The 23524-nt window shown below is 62.4% G+C and carries 21 protein-coding genes and 1 tRNA gene; 17 read left to right on the forward strand and 5 right to left on the reverse strand.

From position 1 onward, the window contains the following. Positions 1-327: 327 nt before the first annotated feature. A complete protein-coding gene (locus CFB39_RS01120; RefSeq protein WP_089430459.1) occupies positions 328-1470 on the forward strand; it encodes a branched-chain amino acid ABC transporter substrate-binding protein in 1143 nt (380 codons plus the stop codon). Positions 1471-1561: 91 nt separating this feature from the next. Here the strand turns inward: CFB39_RS01120 and CFB39_RS01125 are convergent, their stop codons facing one another. Beyond that, complete coding sequence (locus tag CFB39_RS01125; protein ID WP_179257631.1) at positions 1562-2779, reverse strand: MFS transporter; 1218 nt, start codon at positions 2777-2779, stop codon at positions 1562-1564. A gap of 249 nt (positions 2780-3028) precedes the next feature. On the opposite strand from CFB39_RS01125, the gene CFB39_RS01130 reads away from it, so the two are divergent. From CFB39_RS01130 to CFB39_RS01140, 3 genes are all read left to right on the forward strand, one after another. Beyond that, a complete protein-coding gene (locus CFB39_RS01130) occupies positions 3029-3688 on the forward strand; it encodes a HugZ family protein (RefSeq protein ID WP_089471949.1) in 660 nt (219 codons plus the stop codon). Positions 3689-4053: 365 nt separating this feature from the next. Next, complete coding sequence (locus tag CFB39_RS01135; RefSeq protein ID WP_006491875.1) at positions 4054-4347, forward strand: H-NS family nucleoid-associated regulatory protein; 294 nt, start codon at positions 4054-4056, stop codon at positions 4345-4347. Between the two features lie 241 nt (positions 4348-4588). Further along, positions 4589-5746 (forward strand): cation diffusion facilitator family transporter, encoded by a 1158-nt coding sequence (locus CFB39_RS01140; protein ID WP_089471950.1) that lies wholly within the window; start codon positions 4589-4591, stop codon positions 5744-5746. A 48-nt stretch (positions 5747-5794) separates the two neighbouring features. On the opposite strand, the gene CFB39_RS01145 is transcribed toward CFB39_RS01140, so the two are convergent. The 3 genes from CFB39_RS01145 to CFB39_RS01155 all read right to left on the reverse strand — a co-directional run bounded on the left by CFB39_RS01145 (position 5795) and on the right by CFB39_RS01155 (position 7645). Next, entirely contained in the window at positions 5795-6265 is a 471-nt protein-coding gene (locus CFB39_RS01145; RefSeq protein WP_011882933.1) for an Lrp/AsnC family transcriptional regulator, read from the reverse strand. Positions 6266-6344: 79 nt separating this feature from the next. Further along, positions 6345-7004 carry an exonuclease gene (locus CFB39_RS01150; protein WP_089471951.1) on the reverse strand — a complete coding sequence of 220 codons (660 nt, stop codon included), beginning with the start codon at positions 7002-7004 and terminating at the stop codon, positions 6345-6347. After that, entirely contained in the window at positions 7001-7645 is a 645-nt protein-coding gene (locus tag CFB39_RS01155; protein ID WP_043185095.1) for an MBL fold metallo-hydrolase, read from the reverse strand. Before CFB39_RS01155 ends, CFB39_RS01150 begins: the two co-directional genes overlap by 4 nt. Positions 7646-8302: 657 nt before the next feature. Between CFB39_RS01155 and CFB39_RS01160 the strand changes: the two genes are divergently transcribed. Continuing rightward, the gene (locus CFB39_RS01160) at positions 8303-8911 is read left to right on the forward strand and encodes a septal ring lytic transglycosylase RlpA family protein (protein ID WP_089424296.1); all 609 of its coding nucleotides are present in this window, start codon (positions 8303-8305) and stop codon (positions 8909-8911) included. A 108-nt stretch (positions 8912-9019) separates the two neighbouring features. Here the strand turns inward: CFB39_RS01160 and rsmI are convergent, their stop codons facing one another. Then, positions 9020-9901 (reverse strand): 16S rRNA (cytidine(1402)-2'-O)-methyltransferase, encoded by an 882-nt coding sequence (rsmI, locus tag CFB39_RS01165; RefSeq protein WP_089471952.1) that lies wholly within the window; start codon positions 9899-9901, stop codon positions 9020-9022. Between the two features lie 46 nt (positions 9902-9947). Between rsmI and CFB39_RS01170 the strand changes: the two genes are divergently transcribed. From CFB39_RS01170 to CFB39_RS01225, 12 genes are all read left to right on the forward strand, one after another. Next, positions 9948-10376: a YraN family protein gene (locus CFB39_RS01170; protein WP_179257634.1), complete on the forward strand. Its 429-nt coding sequence runs from the start codon at positions 9948-9950 to the stop codon at positions 10374-10376. Positions 10377-10502: 126 nt separating this feature from the next. Beyond that, on the forward strand, positions 10503-11087 hold the full coding sequence (locus CFB39_RS01175) for an SIS domain-containing protein (RefSeq protein WP_069246887.1): 585 nt from the start codon (positions 10503-10505) through the stop codon (positions 11085-11087). 17 nt (positions 11088-11104) lie between these two features. Next, the gene (locus CFB39_RS01180; RefSeq protein WP_089424297.1) at positions 11105-11905 is read left to right on the forward strand and encodes a BON domain-containing protein; all 801 of its coding nucleotides are present in this window, start codon (positions 11105-11107) and stop codon (positions 11903-11905) included. After that, positions 11902-12264: a c-type cytochrome gene (locus CFB39_RS01185; protein WP_089471954.1), complete on the forward strand. Its 363-nt coding sequence runs from the start codon at positions 11902-11904 to the stop codon at positions 12262-12264. Before CFB39_RS01180 ends, CFB39_RS01185 begins: the two co-directional genes overlap by 4 nt. Positions 12265-12330: 66 nt before the next feature. Continuing rightward, positions 12331-12406, forward strand: a tRNA-Ala gene (locus tag CFB39_RS01190). 175 nt (positions 12407-12581) lie between these two features. Then, positions 12582-13793 (forward strand): integrase arm-type DNA-binding domain-containing protein, encoded by a 1212-nt coding sequence (locus CFB39_RS01195; RefSeq protein WP_089471955.1) that lies wholly within the window; start codon positions 12582-12584, stop codon positions 13791-13793. Between the two features lie 375 nt (positions 13794-14168). Then, complete coding sequence (locus CFB39_RS01200) at positions 14169-15188, forward strand: hypothetical protein (RefSeq protein ID WP_089471956.1); 1020 nt, start codon at positions 14169-14171, stop codon at positions 15186-15188. Positions 15189-15273: 85 nt separating this feature from the next. Beyond that, positions 15274-15582 (forward strand): helix-turn-helix transcriptional regulator, encoded by a 309-nt coding sequence (locus tag CFB39_RS01205; protein WP_089472000.1) that lies wholly within the window; start codon positions 15274-15276, stop codon positions 15580-15582. A gap of 172 nt (positions 15583-15754) precedes the next feature. Then, complete coding sequence (locus CFB39_RS01210; protein WP_089471957.1) at positions 15755-18265, forward strand: class I SAM-dependent DNA methyltransferase; 2511 nt, start codon at positions 15755-15757, stop codon at positions 18263-18265. Further along, the gene (locus CFB39_RS01215) at positions 18256-19587 is read left to right on the forward strand and encodes a restriction endonuclease subunit S (RefSeq protein ID WP_089471958.1); all 1332 of its coding nucleotides are present in this window, start codon (positions 18256-18258) and stop codon (positions 19585-19587) included. Before CFB39_RS01210 ends, CFB39_RS01215 begins: the two co-directional genes overlap by 10 nt. 32 nt (positions 19588-19619) lie before the next feature. Continuing rightward, positions 19620-22772: a type I restriction endonuclease subunit R gene (locus CFB39_RS01220; RefSeq protein ID WP_089471959.1), complete on the forward strand. Its 3153-nt coding sequence runs from the start codon at positions 19620-19622 to the stop codon at positions 22770-22772. Next, on the forward strand, positions 22772-23488 hold the full coding sequence (locus CFB39_RS01225; protein WP_179257632.1) for a M48 family metallopeptidase: 717 nt from the start codon (positions 22772-22774) through the stop codon (positions 23486-23488). The genes CFB39_RS01220 and CFB39_RS01225 overlap by 1 nt, the downstream gene beginning before the upstream one ends. Positions 23489-23524: the final 36 nt, after the last annotated feature.

Raw genomic sequence — 23524 nt, forward strand, 5'->3', positions numbered from 1 at the left:
GATTGTTTTAAAACGACCTTTCAGAAAGTCGCCAGGAATTAGCGGAAACCCTTATCCGGCGGGGCTCGCGGCGATATTCGAGTCGTCATTCCAAAGCGTGCATATCGGTAGTGTTACCACTACCCCAAAAAAGTCCCACAAATTAATTTGATCACCTACACTTGCGCGCAAGTACGGATGGGCGGCTGCTAAAAGCGGCGGTTTTCACGTGCTTGAGGCCAAGTGCATGAACGATGCAACCGGCGAATCGTCCAGTGATTGCAAACACAGGGATGGCAGCGGGGCACCGGGCGATGGCGTTTATTGGGACCGAAACTGGAGACTTACATGAATATCAAGATGCAAAAGCTGTTGCCGATCACCGCGGCCGCGATGCTGTGCGCTGCAGCTGCGGGCAACGCAGCGGCCGATCAAGTCGTCAAGATCGGCCACGTCGCGCCCTTGACGGGCGGCATTGCACACCTGGGCAAGGACAACGAAAACGGCGCACGTCTCGCGGTTGAAGAGATCAACGCCAAGGGTCTCACGGTCGGCGGCCAGAAAATCACGCTGCAACTCGACCCGCAGGACGACGCGGCCGACCCGCGGCAGGCCACGCAGGTTGCGCAGAAGCTCGTCGACGACAAGGTCGTCGCGGTGGTCGGCCACCTGAACTCGGGCACGTCGATCCCGGCCTCGAAGATCTACAGCGATGCGGGCATCGTGCAGATCTCGCCGTCGGCGACCAACCCGGCCTACACGCAGCAGGGCTTCAAGACCACGTACCGCGTGGTGGCCACCGATGCGCAGCAGGGCCCGGCACTCGCGAACTACGCGCACTCGAAGGGCATCAAGAGCGTGGCCGTGGTCGACGATTCGACCGCGTACGGCCAGGGTCTCGCGAACGAGTTCGAGAAGAAGGCCAAGGCGCTCGGCCTGAAGGTGATGTCGCATGACGCGACGAACGACAAGGCGGTCGACTTCCGCGCGATTCTGACCAAGATCAAGGGCGAGAATCCGGACGCGATCATGTACGGCGGCATGGACGCCACCGGCGGCCCGTTCGCGAAGCAGGCGAAGCAGCTCGGCCTGCGCGCGAAGATCTTCGCGGGCGACGGCGTGTGCACGGAAAAGCTGGCCGATCTGGCCGGCGACGCGACCGACAACGTGGTGTGTTCGGAAGCTGGTGCTTCGCTCGAGAAGATGTCGGGCGGCGCGGCGTTCAAGGCGAAGTACGAGAAGCGCTTCGGCCAGCCGATCCAGATCTACGCACCGTTCACGTATGACGCCGTGTACATCATCGTCGATGCGATGAAGCGCTCGAACTCGGCGGATCCGGCGAAGATCCTCGCGGCGATGCCGGCGACGAACTACTCGGGCGTGATCGGCACGACGACCTTCGATTCGAAGGGCGACCTGCAGCACGGCGTGATCTCGCTGTACAACTACAAGGGCGGCAAGAAGTCGCTGCTCGACGAAGTGAAGATGTAACGATACAAGCGGTCAACAGAAGGGGTGAAAGCGCGCATGCGGCACCGCATGCGCGCTTTCTTTTTGGGCCGGCGCGTCGTGCCGCGCCCCGTCAGATCTTCAGCCGCGCGAGCACCTTCGGCGCGACGGCCGCGACGAGCGCCGCGCACAGCGCGACGACGGACAGGCCGATCGTCAGGTTCGACGCCTGCGCGACGGCGCCGATCACGACCGGACCGAACAGCATGCCGAAATACGCGAGGCCGGCCACGTGCGCGAGCCCTTCGGCCGCATGGATGCCTTTCACGCGCGCGGCGGCCGCGAACAGCACCGGCATCATGTTCGCGAGGCCGAGGCCCATCAGCGTGAAGCCGGTCAGCACCGTGGCCGAATACGGCAGCAGCAGCGCGCCGATCATCCCCGCGCAGGCGAGCGACGCGCTCGCGAACACGAGCTGCGGCGCGCCGAAGCGGGCGCGCACGGCGTCGCCCGCGAAGCGCGCGATGGCCATCCCGCCCGAGAACGCGGCATAGGCGGCGCTGGCGAGCGCGGGGCTCGCCACGACGACGTCGCGCATGTAGACCGTCGCCCAGTCGTACATCGCGCCTTCGGCGATCAGCGCGACGAGCGCGATGCCGCCGAGCATCCACAACGCCGGCGAGCGCCAGCGGTTGCCGCCGCCGTGCGCGTGTTCGTGATGCGGCACATGCGGGAGCACGGCCGGGCTGGCGACCACGAGCACCGTCGCGCTGGTCGCCGCCGCGAGCGCGAGATGCACGGCCGGCGCCATGCCGGCCGACAGCAGCGCGCCGCCGGCGGCCGCGCCGGCCATCCCGCCGATGCTGAACATGCCGTGCAGCGACGACATGATCGGCCTGCCGATCGCGATTTCGACCGCGCTGGCCTCGGCGTTCATCGCGACGTCGAGCGTCGCCATCGAGAAGCCGAACAGCGCGAGCACCGCCAGCAGCAACGGGTAGTCGGGCACGACGAGGATCAGCGCCGCGCAGGCCGACATCACGAGCCCGCCCGCGAGGCACGCGGTGCGCGAGCCGACGCGCGCGATCCAGCGCGCGATGGTCAGCATCGCGGCGATCGAGCCGACGGCGACCGCGAACAACGCGATCGACAGCAGCCCGGGGCTCAGCGCGAACTTGTCGCGCACGGTCGGCACGTGCACGCCCCACGACGCGAACATCATGCCGGCGACGAAGAACAGCGCCATCGATGCCGCGCGGGCCCGCTGGCGGGCCGGCAGCGACAGCACGCGATGCACGTCGGGCGGCGCGGCGAACGGGGACGACGATTCGGGGGAGGAGGATTCGGACACGATGACGCTCATCAAAGGAAATGCACGGACGCACGCGGCGCCCGTCGGATTCGTCCGATTCTATCGAACCGCTTACGATCGTGCCGGGCGTTGGCCGTTCGGCCGATGATCCGGCGATTAGTCAGTGACCCGCGTTCGGCCGCATCGACTGCCCTGGCCGTTCGACCGATGCACGGCGCGCCGCGCCCGCGGGTAACATCGGAGCGCATGGCGTGCCCGGCGCGCCCCCCTTCGACCGCAGGAGTCCTCTTGAACATCGATCCCGCTCTCGCCGTGCATTTGCTGCACCGCTGCGCGCTCGGCACGCTCGCCACCCATTCGCGCGATCCGCAGGGTTTCCCGTATCCGACGGTCGTCCCGTTTGCACCCGATGCAAGCCATCGTCCCGTGATCCTCGTGAGCGGCCTCGCGGAGCACACGCGCAATCTGGCCGCCGATCCGCGCGCGGGCTTCCTCGTCGTCGACGCGCCCGACGGCGACGTGCTGAACGCCGAGCGCGCGACGCTGCTCGGCCGGTTCGTGCCGCTCGGCGACGATCCGCACGTCACCGCGCGCTACTGTCGTTATGAGCCGGATGCCGCGCGCTATCTCGCGCTGGGCGATTTCACGTTCTGGGCACTCGACGTCGAGCGGCTGCGCTATATCGGCGGGTTCGGGCGCATGGGCTGGGTCGACGGCACGCATCTCGATACGCTGCCGCCGCTCACGTTCGACGAGGAGCAGGCGTTATGGGACGCGTACGATGCCGGCGCTGCGCGCCGCGACGGGCTCGAATTGCTCGGCGTCGATCGCCACGGCGTCGACTGGCGACATGACGGCCGCCGCGTGCGTACGCCGTTCGATACGCCGTTGGCCGATGCGGGCGAATGGCGCGAGCGGCTGATGGCGTGCGCGCGGGATGTGACGTGACGTCGCGGATGCCGGCTGGTCTGCGCTTTGCCCGTTTAGCGAGGCGCGCCATCCGATTTTCGTAAAACTGTCGTCCGATGAAAGCTTCTATTTTTCAAATGCAGGGTAATTGCGTATGTTGATAGACCTAATAGCCAATCGCTAATGTCCTAATCTCTGTGTAGGAACGTAAAAATTTGAGAAAAGGCCGTGGCCGGTCAAAATGACACGTGTGAATTCCAATTGATCTCGGGATTTTCATGAATCCCGCTTCTATCAAATCTTTTTTGTGCTAATCTCTGCCTTCGAAAATCCGAGGCACATATATTTCATGAATGGTGAGCTGGCTGCAGACCGGCGCCATTGGTCAGATAGAAAGGGAAACTATGTCTTCTTACAAGGACCTGCTGGCCCAGCGGGAGAAGCTGGAGAAGCAAATCGAAGAAGCAAAGTCGCGTGAATACGCTGAAGTGCTGAATGACGTGAAGCAGAAAATTGCCGACTACGGCTTTTCGCTCGCCGAACTCGGTCTCAGCCGCGCGAAGGCAGGTAAGGTTGGCCGTCCGCGCGCAGGCGTTGCCGCGAAATACCGCGATCCGGAAACGGGCGCGACGTGGTCGGGCCGCGGCAAGCCGCCGCGCTGGATCGCCGGCAAGAATCGCGAACAGTTTGCGATTTAAACGTCCGTTTAAATAGCCTGCTCTTCAAAAGAGCCGCGTGTCCGTTAAGGAGCGCGGCTTTTTTGTTTTCAGCGCTCGCCGCGCACATGGTGTTGTCATGAAAATGTAATGATGGGGCGTGAATGAAAATACGACCCGTTCGCATAAGCGGTTGATTTAAATAAGAAATTTGTGGGTATTGGCGGGGTTCACGGGGCGCCCTTGATAGAATCGGGTATCGCTCACCGATATCTCATATTTCATGTCCACGTTTTCCGGCGACGCGCAGAGCGCAGATAAGCACGCGGTTGCACGCAAGAGCACGTTCGTCAGTATTGTCCTGAATGTCGTGCTTGCGACATTTCAGATCGTCGTCGGCGCGATTGCCCATTCGCAGGCATTGATTGCTGACGGGGTGCATTCGATTTCCGATTTGATCTCGGATTTTGTCGTGCTGGTTGCGAATCGGCATAGCGGCGCATCGCCGGATGCCGACCACAATTACGGCCACAGCCGCTACGAGACCGTCGCCTCGCTGTTTCTCGGCGCGATCCTGATTGCGGTCGGCGTCGGCATGCTCTGGCGGGCCGGCGACCGCCTCGTTAATCTCGAAAACATTCCGGCGGTACATTTTTCCGCGCTGCTCGTCGCGCTGACGGTGCTCGTGTCGAAAGAGGCGCTGTTTCGCTACATGCTGCGCGAAGCGCGGCGCGTCCGCTCGGCGATGCTCGTCGCGAACGCATGGCATGCGCGTTCGGATGCCGCGTCGTCGCTCGTCGTCGCGATCGGCATCGTCGGCAGCCTGGCCGGCGTGCGGCTGCTCGACCCGATCGCGGCGGCGATCGTCGGCTTCATGGTTGCGCGCATGGGCTGGACGTTCGGCTATGACGCGTTGCAGGACCTCTCCGACCGCGCACTCGATACGACCGATACGGCCGAGATCCGCGCGCTGCTCGCGGCGACGCCGGGCGTGCGCGACGTGCACGACTTGCGCACGCGCAAGATGGGTGATGCCGCGCTCGTCGACGCGCACATCCTCGTCGATCCGAAAATCTCCGTCTCCGAAGGGCACTACATCGCCGAGACCGCGCGTGCGCGCGTGCTGACCGACGCGCGCGTGCTCGATGCGCTGATCCATGTCGATCCCGAGAACGACGCGGCGCGCCGTCCGGCGCTCGCGCTGCCGCCGCGCGGCGAGATCGTGGCACGGCTCGAGGCCGCGCTCGCGCAGCGTGGGCTGCATGCGGCGGCCATCAACCTGCATTACCTGAGTACGGGGCTCGAGATCGACGTGACGCTTGCCTGCGATCCGCACGAGACCGACGCGGCGCTGGCTGGCCGGCTCGACGCCGACGCGCTGAAGCGCGAGTTCGGCGCGCGCCGGATCGGCTTCACGCGCACGATGCCCGCGCAGGCGTGACCCGCCGCGGGCACACGGGATGGAGGGCCGCCAGCGCGCGCCGGCGCGTTACAGCGGCAGTTGCGTGTCGAACTTGATCTCGCGCAGCACGACGCTCGTGCGCACCTGCGACACGGCGGGGATCTTGAAGATGCGTTCGTGCAGGAACACGTCGTAGGCCTTGATGTCCGGCGCGACGATCTTGAGGATGTAATCGGCTTCGCCGGTCGTGCTGTAGCACTCGGTGACTTCCGGGCAGGTCGAGATCTCGCGCTCGAACTGCTCGACGCCACCTTCGTTGTGGCGGGTCAGGTGCACGTGCGCGAGCGCGCAGACGTGCAGGCCGAGCTTCTCGCGATCGAGCAGCGCCGTGTAGCGCTGGATCACGCCCGACTGTTCCATGTCCTTGATGCGGCGCCAGCACGGCGTGCTCGACAGGCCGACCTGGTCCGAGATTTCCTGGACCGAGCGGCGCGCGTCGAGCTGCAACAGGCGAAGGATTTTTTGCGAAAAGGAATCGAGCGTCACCTGCGCCTCCATGCGGCAACTACAACACGCTGAATGTTAGAGGGCCGGGAAAGGAAAGGCAATCTGGCGTCGCGTTGTTGAGCGAGATTCGCTAATTTGCTCGCGGATCCGTGGGATTTTGTCCCGCGCCTGCGCTTTCCGACCGATCGGTGTCCGACACCGCGAGGCCCGCGAGCGCGGCCTGCTGGCGGCGCAGGTCGGCCAGCATGTTGCAGAACAGCGCGCCTTGCTCGATCGCGTCGTCGAGCGCGACGTGCGTGTGCGGATGGTCGTCGAACCAGTGCTTCGGAAAGCGCGGCTTGATCGCCTTGCGGTACGGCAGGCCCGTCATCGCGAACGCGAGCGTCTTGATGTCGAGCGCCGACCACGAGAACGGGCAGCGGCCCGCGAAGCGCATCATGTACCAGAACATGAACGTGAAGTCGAAGCCGGCCGGCATTGCGACGAACACCGGCTTGCCGGGCAGCGCCTCGACCCAGTCGACGTACGCGAGCAGCGCCGCTTCGGGCGCCTGCAGGTCCTTTCGGCACGCGGCCCATGCTTCGGGCTCGGTCTTCCACCACGCTTCCTGCACCGGGTGCGCCTGCGCGCCGGGCAGCGTGTCGAGATTGGCCGAGAACGTCGCGATCAGCTGCTTGTCCTCGGTATAGGCGGCCGACGCGAAGCTCAGCATCGAGTGCGGGCCGGGAATCGGGCCATCGGCCTCGACATCGGTGCTGACGTAGATTTCCGGGATGGCGGTCTGGTTCATCCGAATACCTTATCGGACACGAACGGGTTGGTGCGGCGCTCGTCGCCGAACGTCGACACCGGGCCGTGGCCCGGCACGAACGTCACATCGTCGCCGAGCGGCCACAGCTTCTCCTTGATCGACCGGACGAGATCCTCGTGATTGCCGCGCGGAAAATCGGTGCGGCCGATCGAGCCCGCGAACAGCACGTCGCCGACGATCGCGACGCGATGCGCGCGGCTGAAGAACACGACGTGGCCGGGCGTGTGGCCCGGGCAGTGATAGACCTCGAGCGTCTCGTCGCCGAACTGCACGGTGTCGCCGTCGTTCAGCCAGTGATCCGGCTCGAAGGTTTCGGCGGCCGGAAAGCCGAAGCGCTCGCTCTGCATCGGCAGCTTCTCGATCCAGAAGCGCTCTTCTTCCTGCGGCCCCTCGATCGGCACGCCGTAATGCGTCGCGAGCGTCTTCGCGCCCGCGCAGTGATCGATGTGCCCGTGCGTGAGCAGCACCTTCTCGACCTGCACGTTCTGCCGCGCGACTTCCTGTTCGATCCGGTCGAGATCGCCGCCCGGATCGACGACGGCGGCGCGGCCCGTTTTCTCGCAGACGAGCAGCGAGCAGTTCTGCTGGAACGGCGTGACCGGAATGAGCGTGACTTTCATGGAGGCACCGGCGGCTAAAAGGAGCGATTGTACCGGTCGCGCGTGCCGCCTGCCGGTCGCGCGACGCGTGTCGCGGTGGACGCCTCCGGGCATTCCCGGAGCATGTCGATTGTTACCGCCATAGTGAGAATCAATGGTCCCCGGCGGGCGCTTTTCGAGACAACCTTTTGGTTTATGTATAATGCGCCCCATTGCACGTGAATTTCACGCAATTCGCTGGTGTTTCGGCCCCGTTAAAAAAGGGGCGTCGGAGGCACCGTCAAGCATCAGCCGCCGGGGAGTCCGGCGGTGTATCCAGCACCGAATATTCGGTGCTCACGTCTTGTCCGGCCGGGTGCTGCGCGCCCGCCTGCGGCCCTGCTGCCGCGCCGCCGGATGGGGCCTGTGCCGCCGTTCCTGTGAGTCGGTCGTTTCGACGCGCGCGAACGTGAAGCCATGTTCGATGGCGGCATGTGGGGTCTGGTCAGGCTGTTGGGGACAGGTTGCGCCAGACGTGAAAGCTAATCAGGACGGTTGCGGCCTAGACGAAAGCCGCGCCCATGCTAGCCGCCTGCTCGCATCCGAGCGGGGCGTGCACGCATTTGCCGTCCGGGCCGCATATCCGCGCCGTGAATCGGCGTGATGAAGGCGCGGCCCGAACCAGAAGGCGACACGTCGATGAATTTACGTTTTCCGAGTCGATTCGGGACCATTGCATTGTTTTTTGCGCTGACGGGCTGCGCGGTGCCACCCAGCCAGACCACCGGTAGCGCGAACCAGAAGAACGCCGTCGACAAGACGGCCGCCGCCGCGAAGGCGGATAGCGACAAGCAGCTGAATTTTGATTCCGCGCTGGCATCGATGCCGGCTGCCGACAGCAAGGACGCGAAGAAGTCGTCGCTGGCGGACGCCGAGCCGATCGACGGCAAGGATGTGTCCGATTTCCGCCAGACGGGCCGCGCATCGTGGTACGGGCGGGATTTCCACGGCCGCCGCACCGCGAACGGCGAGCGCTTCAACATGAACGCACTCACCGCCGCACACCGCACGCTGCCGCTGTCGTCGTACATCAAGGTGACGAACGCGTCGACCGGCAAGTGGGTCGTCGTGAAGGTCAACGATCGCGGGCCGTTCAAGCGCGGTCGCGTGCTCGACCTGTCGTATGCGGCCGCCAAGATGATCGGCCTCGTGCACGCCGGCACGGGCCGCGTGAAGATCGAAGGGCTGTCGCCGCAGGAAGCGCGCGAGGCACGCGACGAAATGTTCGCGTCGGTCTCGGCGAAGTAACGCAGCGGCTCGACCGCTCATGCAAAAGGGCTGCCCGCGGGCAGCCCTTTGTCTTTCCTGCGCGGCGCGATTCCGGCGCCGGCTTCCCGGTGCCGGCCGCCTCGCGCGTCAGCTTTCGTCCTTCAGCGCCAGCGCACGCGCATACAGCGTGTTGCGCGACGCGCCCGTCAGCGCGGCCGCGAGCCTGGCCGCGCTCTTTACCGGCACCTCTTCCAGCAGCAGCTTGAGCAGCGCGTCGTGCGCGGTGTCGTCGGTTTCGCCGCTCGTCGCCGGCGCGCCTTCGACCACCAGCACGAACTCGCCGCGCTGCCGGTTCGCATCGCCGGCGAGCCAGGTCTGTCCTTCGGCCAGGGTGCCCTGGAACAACTGCTCGTGTAGCTTGGTGAGCTCGCGCGCGATCAGCAGCCGGCGCGCGGGGCCGAATGCGTCGGCGAGTGCGGCGACGGTTTCGGCGATCCGGTGCGGCGCCTCGTAGAACACCAGCGCATACGGGTGCGATACCAGCCCCTGCAGCGCGGTCGCGCGCTGCTTCGCCTTCGGCGGCAGGAAGCCCGCGAACGTGAACGCGCCGGCCCAGTCGCCGGCCACGCTCAGCGCGGTCACCGCCGCGCTCGCGCCCGGCAGCGGGACCACCGCGAAGCCGGCGGCGCGCACCGCGTCGACGAGCCGCGCGCCGGGGTCCGAGATGCCGGGCGTGCCGGCGTCCGATACATAGGCCACGCGCTCGCCGCCGCGCAGCAGTTCGATCACGCGTTGCGCGGCTTCGCGTTCGTTGTGCTCGTGCACGGCGACGAGCGGTTTCGAGATCCCGTAGCGGGCGAGCAGCTGGCCCGTGTTGCGGGTGTCTTCGGCCGCGATGCGGTCGGCGAGGCCGAGCACGTGCAGCGCGCGCAGCGTGATGTCGGCGGTGTTGCCGATCGGCGTGGCGACCACGTAGAGCGCGGCGTCCGGGTAGTGCTGCGTGTGCGCGAGTTCGAGGAGGGCAGTCATGGCAGGCAATGCGCGCAATCGCGGCGCAAGCGGAACAAGGACGGCATTGTGCCACGCGGCGCCGGCCCGGCCGGGCGACGGGCGCGGTTTGGTGCGCGCCGGCGACAACTTTTCGGATGCGGCGCGATCCAAACCGGTCGGCGCGGCATTCGAGCTGCGCGCGCGGCAGTTTCTCGAACGCCGCGGCCTCGGGTTCGTCGCGGCGAACGTGACGATGCGCGGTGGCGAGCTCGATCTCGTGATGCGCGAGCCTGACGGCATGCTCGTGTTCGTCGAGGTGCGCGCGCGGCGCAGCGTCCGGCATGGCGGCGCGGCCGCGAGCGTCGGCTGGCGCAAGCGGCGTCGCCTGGTGGCGGCCGCGCTCCAGTTCTGGGCGCGGCACGGCGCCGGCGCCGCGTGCCGCTTCGACGTCGTCGCGTTCGAGGCCGGCCGGCTCGCGTGGCTGCGCGATGCATTTCGTGCCGACGATGTGTAGCGGCGAGCTGTGACGAGATGTAAAGAGTTCTTGCCGGACCGCCGGAGAGGGTGCCGGAGTACGGTAAACTCGCCGCACCCACGATGTCGCGCGATGCGTGCCACGCGCCCAGTTCACCAGGAATCGATGTCAGTCGAACGTATTCAGCAACATTTTCGCGACAGCGCCGCGCTTCACGCCGAAGCGGCCGACGCGCTGTCGCTGCCGATCGCAGCCGCGGTCGATGCGATGTTCGCCGCGCTGGCGAACGGCAACAAGATCGTCGCGTGCGGTGACGGCCCGTCGGCCGCCGCCGCGCATTACCTCGCCGTGTCGCTCGTCGGCGGCTTCGAGCGCGAGCGCCCGGGCCTGCCCGCGATCGCGCTGGCCACCGATGCATCGCAGGGCGGCCTCGCGGGCGCGGTGTCCGCCGATCAGCTGTTCGCGCAGCAGGTGCGCGTGCTCGGCCAGACCGGCGACATCCTGCTGGTGCTCGATCCGGCCGGCGCGTCGCCGCGCGTGCTGGCGGCGATCGACGAAGCGCACGAGCGCGAGATGACCGTCGTCGCGCTGACGGGCGGCGACGGCCATGCGGTCGCCGCCGCGCTGTCCGATACCGATATTCCGATCAGCGTGCCCGCCGTTCGCGCGGCGCGCATCCACGAAGTCCATCTGCTGACCATCCACTGCCTGTGCGACGGCATCGACGCGATGCTGCTGGGTGAGGATTGAACGAAGGAGAGCCGTCGATGAATCAAAGCCGCGTCAAACAGACGCTCGTCAGAACCACGCTGCTCGCTGCGCTGACGGCGGGCCTCGCCGTGTCGCTGCAAGGTTGTGTGCTCGGGGTCGTGGGCGCAGCGGCCGGCGGCGGCGCGCTGATCGCGACCGATCGCCGTACGCTCGGCGCGCAGACGGAAGATCGCGAGATCCAGGTCAAGTCGCTCACGCAGATCAACAACGGGCTGCCCGACCAGTCGCACGTGAACGTGACGGTGTTCAACCGCCGCGTGCTGCTGACGGGCGAAGTGCCGAACGATGCATCGAAGCAGCGCGCCGAGGAAATCGTGCGCGGTATCAACAACGTGAACGGCATCGTCAACGAGCTGTCGGTCGAGCCGGCGTCGTCGCTGTCGTCGCGCGCGAACGACTCATACCTCGAAGGGCGCGTGAAGTCCGAGCTGATCGCGACGAAGGGTATCTCGTCGAACTACTACAAGGTCGTCAGCGAACGCGGCAACCTTTACCTGATGGGGCTCGTGACGGTCGACGAGGGCAATCGCGGCGCGGAAGCCGCCAGCCAGGTGCCGGGCGTCGAGAAGGTCGTGAAGGTGTTCCAGTACGTGAAGCCGCAGGACGCGCAGGCGCTGCAGAACGCATCGCCCGCGAGCGGCGCATCCGGCGCGCAGGCTGCCGCCGCGCCGGCGGATACCGCGACGGTGGGCGCCGTGCCCGACGCGTCGGTGCAGTCCGCGCCGCTGCAGCCGCCCGCACCGATCTCGAACTCGTCGAACGTGCATCCGGGCAACCCGAAGGCCCCGGCGCAATGAAGAACAGGCAGATGAAGCAGATGAAACAGTGGATGGTGCAGGGCGCCGCGGCCGCGGCGCTCGTGATTGGCGCGCTGGGCGTCGCGCATGCGGATGTCGGTGACGGCCTGAAGGTCGCGCGCGGCAACGCATGCATGGGCTGCCACGCGGTCGACCGCAAGCTCGTCGGCCCGTCGTTCAAGGATATCGCCGCCCGCTACAAGGCCGATCCGCAGGCCGTGGCCAAGCTGTCGAAGAAGGTGAAGGAGGGCGGCTCGGGCGTCTGGGGCGCCATTCCGATGCCCGCGCACCCGCGCATGAGCGATGCCGACGTGCGTTCGGTGGTCGAATGGGTGCTGGCTGGCGCGCCGTCAAAGTAAGGTTTCAGGGGCGATTCAACCCCTATTGCCAAGCGCAGAAATGCGTGTGTATGATGGTTGACTGTTGGGGCGGTAGCTCAGCTGGGAGAGCGTCGCGTTCGCAATGCGAAGGTCGGGAGTTCGATCCTCCTCCGCTCCACCAAGAATATATTCGTGGTCATCCGACTGCATCCTGAAACCCCGTAGCCAGCAAGGCTCACGGGGTTTTTTATCGCCTATACTATCCAATGACATCCTTTTGAATCCTGGTGTCGATGGGGGCAACATTCGGGATAACTGACCTGCCCCCGCAGGCACTTGCCCCCAGGAGGTGCCGCATGGCCCTCACCGACGTCAGAATCAAGAACGCCAAGCCGGGCGAAAAAGCGATTCGCCTGTTCGATGGCGGTGGCCTCTATCTCGAGATCGCTCCCGCGGGGGGCAAATGGTGGCGCTTGAAGTATCGCTTCGGCGGGAAGGAAAAGCGCATCTCCCTAGGGGTCTACCCGGATGTCGGTTTGAAGGACGCTCGGGAGCGCCGGGATGCTGCCAGAAGGCTTCTGACGCAGGGAGTGGATCCGGGCAACGCCAAGAAAGCCCAAAAGACGGCGAGCATGGAGCGGGCGGCCAACTCGTTCGAAGTGATCGCTCGTGAATGGTTCGCGAGACACGCGCCTGGCTGGGCCGCCAGCCACTCCGACAAGATCATTCAGCGACTCGAAAGGGATGTGTTCCCTTGGCTCGGTTCACGCCCCATTGCCGAAATTACTGCCCCCGAGTTGTTGAGCGTGATACGCCGCATCGAAGAGCGTGGCGCAAAAGACACCGCCCACCGGGCGTTGCAAAACTGCGGGCAAATTTTCCGTTATGCCGTGGCGACAGGCCGGGCGGAGCGCGATCCTTCTGGCGACCTGAGGGGTGCGCTTCCGCCGGTGAAGCATGAGCACTACGCGGCCATCACCGATCCGGTTAGGGCAGGCGAGCTGCTCCGGGCCATTGACGCGTTCAAGGGGACGTTCGTTGTTAAATGCGCCTTGCAACTGGCCCCGCTTCTGTTCGTGCGCCCGGGAGAGCTGCGCAGGGCCGAATGGTCTGGATTCGACCTTGATAAGGCTGAATGGCGCTATTTCGTAACCAAGACCAAGACAGAGCAGCTCGTGCCGTTGCCAACGCAGGCAGTGGCGATCCTACGCGAACTATACGACCTGACGGGGCGGCGCGAACATGTTTTTCCAGGGCGAGATCCCCGCAAGCCGATGAGTGAGGCGGCAGTCAACGCCGCATTGCGACGTATGGGATATGACACCAAAACTGAAATTACCGGGCATGGGTTTCGGGCGATGGCACGCACTATCCTGCATGAGGAACTGCATATCCAGCCGGAAGTGATCGAGCACCAGTTGGCTCATCGGGTACCTGATTCCCTCGGCACTGCGTATAACCGAACAAGGTTCCTCAAGGAACGGCGGAAGATGATGCAAGAATGGGCCAACTACCTGGACCGAGTAAAGCAAGGGGCCCAGGTTATCCCGCTGCCGGTGCAGGGGTGACTCCTTGGCGTGCATTGGGATCGGGGGCGCGTTGGGTATCTCGCAAACTCTGTCGCCGCGACCAGGGAAATCAAGGGGGCGCAGTCGGCGTAAGCCATTTGTCTTGCTATTCGCCTTGACCCACCGGATTGGCAGGCTATGGTGCGTGCACTCAATTGCAACGGATTGGTCGGCGCCCGGCCAGGGGCGCCAAAAGCAACCGACGTGGCGATGTGTTTGTGCAAGCCGCCGCGGTCCAGCTTAGGGCCCAAATGTCTTTGAGCACGCACGTGCTTTGTGTAGGCGCTTCGCGCACGAAGCCCGATGCTCGTAGTTGTTGTGGTAGCGTGACGAGCAACGCGGCGGCTCGTTGCCGGCCGGATTCTGGAGGTGCGCGTGATTCAGTTTCTCGCCGATCAACTTGATCAGTTAGACCTAGCGCTGGACCAGCTCACATTGAAGGACCGGAACTTTGATCGCTTTGCGTTGATGCTGATCGATAACGTCGTCGAACTCACGCTGCATCAGCACGCGCAGGACACCCGCCTCGATGCAGAACTTCACCGGCCGGATGACGGACCCCGCTTCGATCCCAAACTCGTGGCCGCCGCGCTTGGCTCACATTTCGACGCCAAGGTGAAGCTGGCCCGCACCACGGGACTCATCACTAACAAGCTAGCCGAATCGCTGCAATATCTACACGGGTTTCGCAATACTGCCTATCACCGCGGGGCCCGTCACGAGGGCATACTGCACGCGCTCGCTCTCTTCTATGGGCGGCTCGCCTGTCAGGTGCTAGCCCAGTATGAGCCCTTGTATTTCATGAGCGGTAGCACCGACCACTTGCCCCACCGTGCCGTGAAGTACCTCGGCACGTTTCGGTCCGTGTCTCCGCGTGACGCCTTCAAACTCGCGTGGGAGCGCCTTGAAGTCGTCGCCGCTCTTCAAGGTGACACTCTGATCGATGACTTAAGTGCTGACATGGAGAAGACGATCGAGGGCGCTGACGAGCAGATCACGTTTCTGGCCGTCAATGCACCGCCGATGGGGATCTCCCGGGATCAGGCGATCCTGGACTGCCAATTCTGGCTGTTCGCGTTTTCGGAGCAAGGCGAGGCGTTCGCTGCTGCAAACGGGGGGCCCGGCCCGTCGATGCCGGGATATGTCGGCTGGATCGAGCAGCACTACCGGTGGCCGCACCGGACAGACCCGGTGCCGTCGTGGCGTCGACGCGCTGCCTCGCTTGCTGCGGAGAAAGATCCGCACGCGGCGCTGCAAAAGTACTGCGAATTCATGAGCCAGAGCGAAGTGCTGCGCAGCGCGATCGATACGTCTGCGAATCAGCTCGATGCGCACATCCAGGCGCAGGTCGACTCGATGCTTGAGGAGCGGCATCGGGATCATCTTGGAGGTTGAGTCCCGCAGGTTTGTCGCTAGTTTGGGGTTAAAAGCGATATTATTCTTACTCTATTACGACAATAGGTATGTAATAATTTCGTCCATGGCAAAAAAAGTTACCACGCTTGGACAAGCCGCTGAGCTACGTATCCAGCAGTTCGGCGGCCGTTTGCGCATGGCGCGACTACGGCGACGCTTGACTGCCAAGCATCTCGCTGAACGGGCAGGAATGACTGCGGTCACTCTCCGTAACCTCGAGCGGGGCAATGCGGGCGTGACGATTGGGGCGTATCTAGCCGTCATGCAGGTTCTGGGCGTGGATAGCGACTTGGATTTTCTGCTGAAAGACGATCCTCTGGGAAGGCAAGTTCAAGATGCGAATCTGCCTCAGAGGGGGCGCGGAAAGCTCTGAGGCGTTTCCAAGCGCGTTCCGATGGGATGAATGAGATGGCCGGCGGCAAGCCTCATACGTCGAGCTCCGTGTCGTCTGAGTGAATACGTGGTGCCATGTCATGCATGCCACCACGACGATTAATGCCGAGAGAGCGGCGCACCGACGCTCACTTCTGCAGTGAAAGCAATTAATGGCCCTTAAGAAATCTGAACTTTACTCATCACTCTGGCAAAGCTGCGACGCCCTACGTGGCGGTATGGACGCCAGCCAGTACAAAGACTACGTATTGGTGTTGCTGTTCATCAAGTATGTGAGTGACAAGTATGCTGGCAAGCGCTATCAGCCGATCACCATTCCACCCGGCGCCAGCTTTGCCGATATGGTTGCGCTGAAGGGAAAAAGCGATATCGGCGATCAGATCAACAAGAAGATCATTGCGCCACTGGTGGCTGCCAACGCTCAACTCTCATTGTCCGACTTCCCGGATTTCAACGATGCCGCGAAACTCGGCACGGGCAAGGAGATAGTGGATCGGCTCACCGACTTGGTGGCGATCTTCGAGAACAGGGCGCTCGACTTCTCTAAGAATCGCGCCGACGGCGATGACATCCTTGGAGACGCCTACGAATACCTGATGCAGCACTTTGCCACGGAGAGTGGTAAGAGCAAGGGGCAGTTCTATACGCCGGCTGAAGTGAGTCGCGTGATCGCTCAAGTATTGGGTATCGGTGCAGCCGCGACAACGCCCGAGACCACCGTATATGACCCGACCTGCGGTTCGGGCTCGCTACTGCTCAAGGTGGCTGACGCGGCACACAGCAAGCTCACGCTCTATGGCCAAGAAAAGGATTCCGCCACTAGCGGCCTGGCGCGAATGAACATGATCTTGCATGACAATCCGACCGCCGAGATCAAGCAGGGCAACACGCTGGCTGATCCAAAGTTTCGTGATGGTCGTGCGGGCAACGAGAGCCTCAAGGTTTTCGACTACGTTGTCGCTAACCCGCCGTTCTCTGACAAGCGCTGGAGTACCGGCATCGACCCGCTGAACGATCCTTGGGAACGCTTTGCGGCTTTTGGCGTGCCGCCGGCCAAGCAGGGCGACTATGCCTACCTCCTGCACATCGTGCGCTCGCTCAAGAGCACCGGCCGCGGCGCTTGTATCCTGCCCCATGGGGTGCTGTTTCGCGGCAATGCCGAGGCCGACATCCGGCGTGCGCTCATCCGCAAGGGCTACATCGAAGCCATCATTGGCTTGCCGGCTAATCTGTTCTACGGCACCGGAATACCGGCCTGCGTGATCGTCATTGACAAGTCGCGCGCTGTCGAGCGTGTGGTTGCCGGCACGGGTATTTTCATGATCGACGCAAGCCAGGGTTTCATGAAGGATGGTCCAAAGAATCGCTTGCGCGAGCGGGATATACACCGCATCGTCGACGCTTTCCAGCGCCGCCAGACCGTGGCACGCTACGCCCGGCAGGTGAGTTTGCACGAGATCGAGAAGAACGAGCACAACCTCAACCTGCCACGCTACATCGACAGCCAGTTGCCCGATGACCGACAGGATATCGAAGGCCACCTGCGCGGCGGTATACCCGAAGCCGACGTGACCGCGCCGGATGGGTTGATCAGTCGTTACTGGGCTGTATGCCCTCAGCTCGGACACGCGCTATTCAGACCCAATAGGCCGGGGTACTTGGATCTGGGGGTGGATAAGGCCGCGATCAAATCCACCATCCACGGTCACCCGGAATTCGCCGGTTTCATTGACATGATGAACGCGCATTTTGCGGTCTGGCGTCGCCGGCAATCGAAGTCGCTCAAAGCCTTGCGTCCGGGTTGCCAGCCCAAGCAAGTGATTGCCAAACTCTCCGAAGATCTTCTTGGTCACTATCTGGGTCAACCGTTGATCGACGCTTATGCGGTCTACCAGCATTTGATGGATTACTGGGCGGAGACCATGCAGGACGACTGCTATCTGATTGCCACTGAAGGCTGGAAGGCGCATACCTATCGCGTGATTGAAACAGACAAAAAAGGCAAGCAGAAGGACAAGGGCTGGGCCTGCGACCTGGTGCCGAAGTCACTAATCGTGTCGCGCTACTTCGCCAAGGAGCAAGCGGGGCTGGACGCGCTGCAGGCAAAACTTGAAGTCGTGAGCACTAAGCTGGCTGAGATGGAGGAAGAACATAGAGGCGACGACGCCGCGTTCTCCGGTTTCGACAAAATCAACGTGGGATCGGTGAAAGATCGGCTGCGCGAACTCGAGGGCGAGGTGAAGACCGAAATCAAGGCGGCAAAGCGGGGCAAGCGCGGTGTGGCCGTTGATGGCGAACTCGAGGATGGCGTCACAGATGAACTGCGCGTGCTACTGGACTGGCTAAAGCTGGCGGCCGAAGAATCAGTGCTGAAAAAACGCGTGAAAGAATCTGATGCCGCGTTGGATGCAGCAGCCTACGCCCATTACTCTAGGCTTACCGAGGGCGAGATACAGCGGCTGGTAGTGGACGACAAATGGTTCGCCACCATAGATGCGGCCGTTCACGGTGAAATGGATCGACTGAGCCAGCAACTCACAGAACGAGTCAAGGAGCTGGCCGAGCGATACGAGTCGCCGTTGCCGCGATTGAATGCGCGTGTTGTAGAGCTGGAGGCACGGGTGAGCGGGCATCTGGAGAGGATGGGGTTCGCATGGAAGTGAAGGAAACGAATGCAGCCCATCGCCTAACACCGGAGCACGTAGAAAGTTTTCGGCACACCGAGGTCGGGCTGCTCCCAACTGATTGGCGACTCGCTCGTCTGCATGAATTGGCCGATATTAGAACTGGCATCGCAAAGAATAGCGGAGCTGTCATAGACAATCCCGTGATCGTTCACTATCTGCGTGTTGCGAACGTGCAGGATGGCTATCTTGACCTCTCGGAAATGAGTCAACTGAGGGTCCGGCCGGAGGATGTCAAGCGATATGCCGTCTTGGCGGGCGATATGTTGATGAATGAAGGGGGCGACCTCGATAAGCTCGGGCGTGGGGCGCTTTGGACTGGCGAGTTCGAGCCTTGTGTTCACCAGAACCATGTTTTCGTTGTTCGCTGCGGATCGCAGCTATTGCCGGAGTTTTTGAGCGCATGGACGGGCTCAGTGCATGCGCGTCGATTCTTCATGTTGGCTGGGCGTCAAACCACGAACCTTGCATCGATTAATAAAACGTCATTGGGACAGTTCCCTGTTCCCCTTCCGTCGACGAAGGCCGAACAAAAGGCTATCGCCGAAGCTCTCTCCGATATAAATTCCCTGATCGAAAACCTTTCGCTGCTTCTTGCTAAGAAGCGTCAGATTAAGCAAGGCGCCATGCAGGAACTTCTCACCGGCCGGAAGCGCCTGCCGGGTTTTACTGGAGAATGGGGGGCGAGAGTCTTGGGGCAGTCCGCGAGTCTGAAGGCACGGATAGGCTGGCAGGGTTTGACGACAAAGGAGTACCTCGATAGCGGCGATTTTTTCTTGGTGACGGGAACCGAAATTCATGATGGTGAAATCAACTGGGATGAGTGCAAACACGTAGACGCCGTACGATACAAGCAAGACGTGAACATCCAGCTTCAAATGGATGATGTTCTCGTAACAAAAGATGGAACTATTGGCAAGGTTGGGATCGTTGCGGAGTTACCGAAGCCGGCCACTCTTAACAGCGGTGTCTTCGTCATCCGACCGATTTCAAAAGCATTTCATCCGCGGTTCTTCTACTATCTGCTGTGCTCGAGTGTCTTTTCTGATTTTTTGGAGCAGCTAGCTGCAGGATCGACTATCAGTCATCTGTATCAGAAAGATTTTGTCAAATTCGCCTTTCGTCTGCCACCAACAGAAGATGAGCAGAAGGCGATAGCTCGTGCATTGACGGATATGGATGCTGACGTCTCTGCTATAGGTGCAAAGCTCTCCAAGGCTCGCAAGCTTAAGCAGGGCATGATGCAAGAGTTATTGACTGGCCGTATCCGTCTGACACGGAAAAGGCCGTTCAGAACCTGACACGACTGCCGCTAAAAACGAGGAGGCCTCCCGTGACATCGATCGGACAACCCGAACGAGCCACTCAGAACCGCGTGGTGGCGCTGTTTCGCGACGAACTTGCGTGGCGCTACCTCGGTGATCGGTCGGATCGTGTAGGTAACAGCAATATCGAAGAAGGCCTGCTGTCACCCTGGCTGGAAAAGCGCGGTGCCACGCCGGCGCAGATCAGTGCAGTACTGTTGCGACTTCGGACCGAAGCCGCCAACCACCACCGCACGCTATATGCGAACAACCGAGCCGTTTACGGCCTGCTGCGCTATGGGGTGCAGGTGCTGTCCGAAGCCGGTGTGTCGACACAGACGGTGCAACTGATCGACTGGCAGGAGCCTGAAGAGAACGACTTCACGATTGTAGAAGAGGTGACACTCAAGGGCGATCGAACAAGGCGTCCCGACCTAGTGCTATACGTCAATGGTATCGCCATCGGTGTGCTTGAGCTAAAGAGCAGTCGTGTGTCGGTTGGCGATGGCATTCGTCAATGCCTATCGAACCAGCAGCCGATGTTCCATCAGGACTTCTTCAGCACGGTGCAGTTCGTCTTCGCGGGCAACGACTCCGAGGGACTTCGCTACGGCACGATTGAAACGCCGGAGAAGATGTTCTTGAAATGGAAGGAAGACGAGGCCGACGACAGCCGCTTCAAGCTGGACAAGTACTTGCTTAAGATGTGTGCTAAGGCGCGGCTGATCGAGCTAATGCACGATTTCGTACTGTTCGACGGCGGCGTGAAGAAGCTGCCACGTGCGCACCAATATTTCGGCGTGAAGGCGGCGCAGGCACATGTGGCCGAAATGCGCGGAGGCATCCTCTGGCATACACAGGGCAGTGGCAAGAGCATTGTGATGGTGCTGCTCGCGCGGTGGATTCTAGAAAACCGGCCGCAGGCACGCGTTGTGATCGTCACTGACCGCGATGAGTTAGACAAGCAGATCCAGCGGGTGTTCACCGATGCCGGCGAGAAGTTGCACCGCAGTCGTAGCGGCCGAGATCTGATGACGCAATTGGCACAACCGACGCCGCGCTTGCTGTGCTCGCTAGTGCACAAGTTTGGCGTGGAAGCGCGTGGACGTGACAAGCGCGAGTTCGAGGCTTTTATCCACGAACTGGAAGCGCAACCCGCGATGGCGGTGGGCGAGCTATTCGTCTTCGTGGACGAATGCCACCGCACGCAGAGCGGCCGGCTGCACCGCGTTATGAAGGCGCTGATGCCCGAGGCAGTGTTCATAGGCTTCACCGGCACGCCGCTGCTCAAGGCCGACAAGCAGTCCAGCCTTGAGGTGTTCGGCGGCTATATCCACACCTACAAGTTCAGCGAGGCGGTGGAAGATGAGGTGGTGTTGGACCTGGTGTATGAAGCGCGCGATATCGACCAGCGGCTGGGTTCACCTGCGAAGATCGACGCCTGGTTCGAGGCCACGACAGAAGACCTGAACCCATGGCAGAAGAACGAGCTCAAGGCCAAGTGGGGCACCATGCAGCAAGTGCTGAGTTCACGCTCGCGCATGCAGCGCGTGGTGGACGACATCAAATTCGACTTCAGCGTCACCAAGTTCGGCAAGCCTCGGCTATCCAGCGGACGAGGCAATGCCATTTTGGTGGCGTCTAGCATTTACGAGGCGTGCAAGTACTTCACGCTTTTCAATGCGGCGGGCACCGGTTTCAAGGGCAAATGCGCCATCGTCACCTCGTACAACCCGCTCGCTAAGGATGTGACCACCGAAGAAGTCGGTGCCAACACCGAGAGCGACAAGCAGTTCATCTTCAACATCTACACCGAACTGCTTAAGGGCGTAGAAGCTAAGCCCGGTATGAGCGCCACCGAAACGTACGAGGAATGGGCCAAGGCCCTGTTCGCCAAGGAGCCGGCCAACATGAAACTGTTGGTGGTAGTCGACAAACTTCTCACGGGCTTCGACGCGCCGCCGTGCAGCTACCTCTACATTGACAAGTCCATGCAGGACCACGGCCTGTTCCAGGCCATCTGCCGCACGAACCGACTGGACGGGGATGACAAGGAGTTCGGCTACATCGTGGACTATAAGGACCTGTTCAAGAAAGTGGAGAAGGCCATTGCCGTCTACACCTCGGAGCTGGATCACAGCGCGGGCGGCGCCGACCCAGAGGTCATGATGAAGGCCCGGCTGGAAACCGGTCGCAAGCGACTGGACGACGCGGTAGAGGCGTTGGCGCTGTTGTGTGAGCCGGTGCCGCCGCCCCGCGGCGAGCTGGAGCACATTCGGTACTTCTGCGGCAACACTGAGATCGCTGCAGACCTGGCGGCGCACGAGCCGCAGCGGGTAATGCTCTACAAGGGTGTGGTGGCGTTGTTGCGTGCGTGGGCGAGCATGGCCGATGAATTGGGCGCTGCAGGATATTCGGAAGCCGATAGCGCCCGTCTACGGGGGCTGCTGGATCACTACGTGAGACTGCGCGAGATTGTGCGCAAGGCCAGCGGCGAGACGCTGGACCTGAAGCCCTACGAGGCCGACATGCGGCACCTGATCGATACCTACATCGAGGCCGATGAGCCTCGGCAGATTTCGCCGTTCGAGGGTGTCGGTCTGCTGGACCTGATCGTCAAGACCGGTATTGCGGATGCCATCGCAGCCAAGCTGGGTGAGTTAGCGGGCAGCCGCGACGCGATTGCTGAGACGATCGAAAACAACGTTCGAAGCAAGATCGTCAAGGAGCACTTGAACGATCCGGCGTTCTACGAGCGCATGTCGGCGCTGTTGGACAGCATCATCAAGCAACGCAAGGAAAAGGCGGAGGAGTATGAGCAATACTTGCAGCGCATTGCTCAACTGGTGCAGCAGGTGGAGTCGGGCAGAGCAGAGGACGAACCCATCGAACTGACGACGCCGGGGCGGCGCGCCCTGTACAACAACCTGCAGCCTTGGTTGGCGGAAAAGCCCATGCAACATATAGCAGAGCCAACGCCATCCTACGGTGCGGAGACCTCGAATCCCGCGTTGACGCTGGCATTGCGTATTGATCAGACCGTCAAGGCGGTGCGGCCCGATAGCTGGCGGGGCAACCCCGCCAAGGAAAACACGATCAAGGCGGCTCTGTTCGCGCTACTGCAAGATGCCGAGCAGGTCGAACGCATTTTCGTGATCGTCAATGCCCAAGGGGAGTACTGATGCCGTCACGCATTACCTTAGGTGAGATCGAGGCGGAAGTGGTGTTCAAAGACATCCGCAACGTGCACCTCACGATACTGCCGCCCAAGGGGCGGGTGCGTATTTCGGCGCCACGGCACATGGCGCTCGACACGGTCCGTGTTTTCGCGCTGTCCAAGCTAGTGTGGATCAAGGTGCAACGCGAGAACATGGCTGGCCAGGACCGTGAAGCGCCGCGCGAGTATCTGGAGCGCGAGAGTCATTACGTCTGGGGGCGGCGCTATTTGCTGAAGCTGATCGAGGCGGAATCCGCCTCGTCGGTCGAGCTGCGTCATCGAACGTTGGTGCTCGTCGTTCGGCCGAATGCCGCCGCCGCCACCAAGGATGCTTTGCTTGCACGCTGGTATAGGGATCAGGTCAGGTTTCGCGCTGCAACACTGGTGGCCAAGTGGAGCCGAGTCCTTGGGCTGGATGTACCTCGCGTCTATGTCCGGCACATGAAGACGAAGTGGGGGAGTTGTTCACCGGCCCGCAAATCGATACGCCTTAACACGGAGCTTGCCAAGAAGCCGCCCGGATGCCTGGAGTACATCGTGGTGCACGAACTCGTACATCTGTTGGAGCCGACCCACAACGAACGATTCAAGGCACTTATGCGGACTTTCATGCCGGAGTGGGAGGAGCGGCGGCGTGAATTGAACCGATTGCCTGTCAGGCATGAAGACTGGGACCATTGAGTAAGTCCGCTGTTCCTGGTCCGAAGTTCTGTGGCT

Origin of the sequence: Burkholderia sp. AU6039 (assembly GCF_002223365.1) — a bacterium.
Taxonomy (GTDB): domain Bacteria; phylum Pseudomonadota; class Gammaproteobacteria; order Burkholderiales; family Burkholderiaceae; genus Burkholderia.

What these genes read in the sequence shown, in the direction of transcription:
- CFB39_RS01120 (WP_089430459.1), top strand. Translation starts at nt 328, where the DNA reads ATGAATATCAAGATGCAAAAGCTGTTGCCGATCACCGCGGCCGCGATG.
- CFB39_RS01135 (WP_006491875.1), top strand. Translation starts at nt 4,054, where the DNA reads ATGTCTTCTTACAAGGACCTGCTGGCCCAGCGGGAGAAGCTGGAGAAG.
- CFB39_RS01140 (WP_089471950.1), top strand. Translation starts at nt 4,589, where the DNA reads ATGTCCACGTTTTCCGGCGACGCGCAGAGCGCAGATAAGCACGCGGTT.
- CFB39_RS01145 (WP_011882933.1), bottom strand. Translation starts at nt 6,265, where the DNA reads ATGGAGGCGCAGGTGACGCTCGATTCCTTTTCGCAAAAAATCCTTCGC.
- CFB39_RS01150 (WP_089471951.1), bottom strand. Translation starts at nt 7,004, where the DNA reads ATGAACCAGACCGCCATCCCGGAAATCTACGTCAGCACCGATGTCGAG.
- CFB39_RS01155 (WP_043185095.1), bottom strand. Translation starts at nt 7,645, where the DNA reads ATGAAAGTCACGCTCATTCCGGTCACGCCGTTCCAGCAGAACTGCTCG.
- CFB39_RS01160 (WP_089424296.1), top strand. Translation starts at nt 8,303, where the DNA reads ATGAATTTACGTTTTCCGAGTCGATTCGGGACCATTGCATTGTTTTTT.
- rsmI (WP_089471952.1), bottom strand. Translation starts at nt 9,901, where the DNA reads ATGACTGCCCTCCTCGAACTCGCGCACACGCAGCACTACCCGGACGCC.
- CFB39_RS01175 (WP_069246887.1), top strand. Translation starts at nt 10,503, where the DNA reads ATGTCAGTCGAACGTATTCAGCAACATTTTCGCGACAGCGCCGCGCTT.
- CFB39_RS01180 (WP_089424297.1), top strand. Translation starts at nt 11,105, where the DNA reads ATGAATCAAAGCCGCGTCAAACAGACGCTCGTCAGAACCACGCTGCTC.
- CFB39_RS01185 (WP_089471954.1), top strand. Translation starts at nt 11,902, where the DNA reads ATGAAGAACAGGCAGATGAAGCAGATGAAACAGTGGATGGTGCAGGGC.
- CFB39_RS01195 (WP_089471955.1), top strand. Translation starts at nt 12,582, where the DNA reads ATGGCCCTCACCGACGTCAGAATCAAGAACGCCAAGCCGGGCGAAAAA.
- CFB39_RS01205 (WP_089472000.1), top strand. Translation starts at nt 15,274, where the DNA reads ATGGCAAAAAAAGTTACCACGCTTGGACAAGCCGCTGAGCTACGTATC.
- CFB39_RS01210 (WP_089471957.1), top strand. Translation starts at nt 15,755, where the DNA reads ATGGCCCTTAAGAAATCTGAACTTTACTCATCACTCTGGCAAAGCTGC.
- CFB39_RS01215 (WP_089471958.1), top strand. Translation starts at nt 18,256, where the DNA reads ATGGAAGTGAAGGAAACGAATGCAGCCCATCGCCTAACACCGGAGCAC.
- CFB39_RS01225 (WP_179257632.1), top strand. Translation starts at nt 22,772, where the DNA reads ATGCCGTCACGCATTACCTTAGGTGAGATCGAGGCGGAAGTGGTGTTC.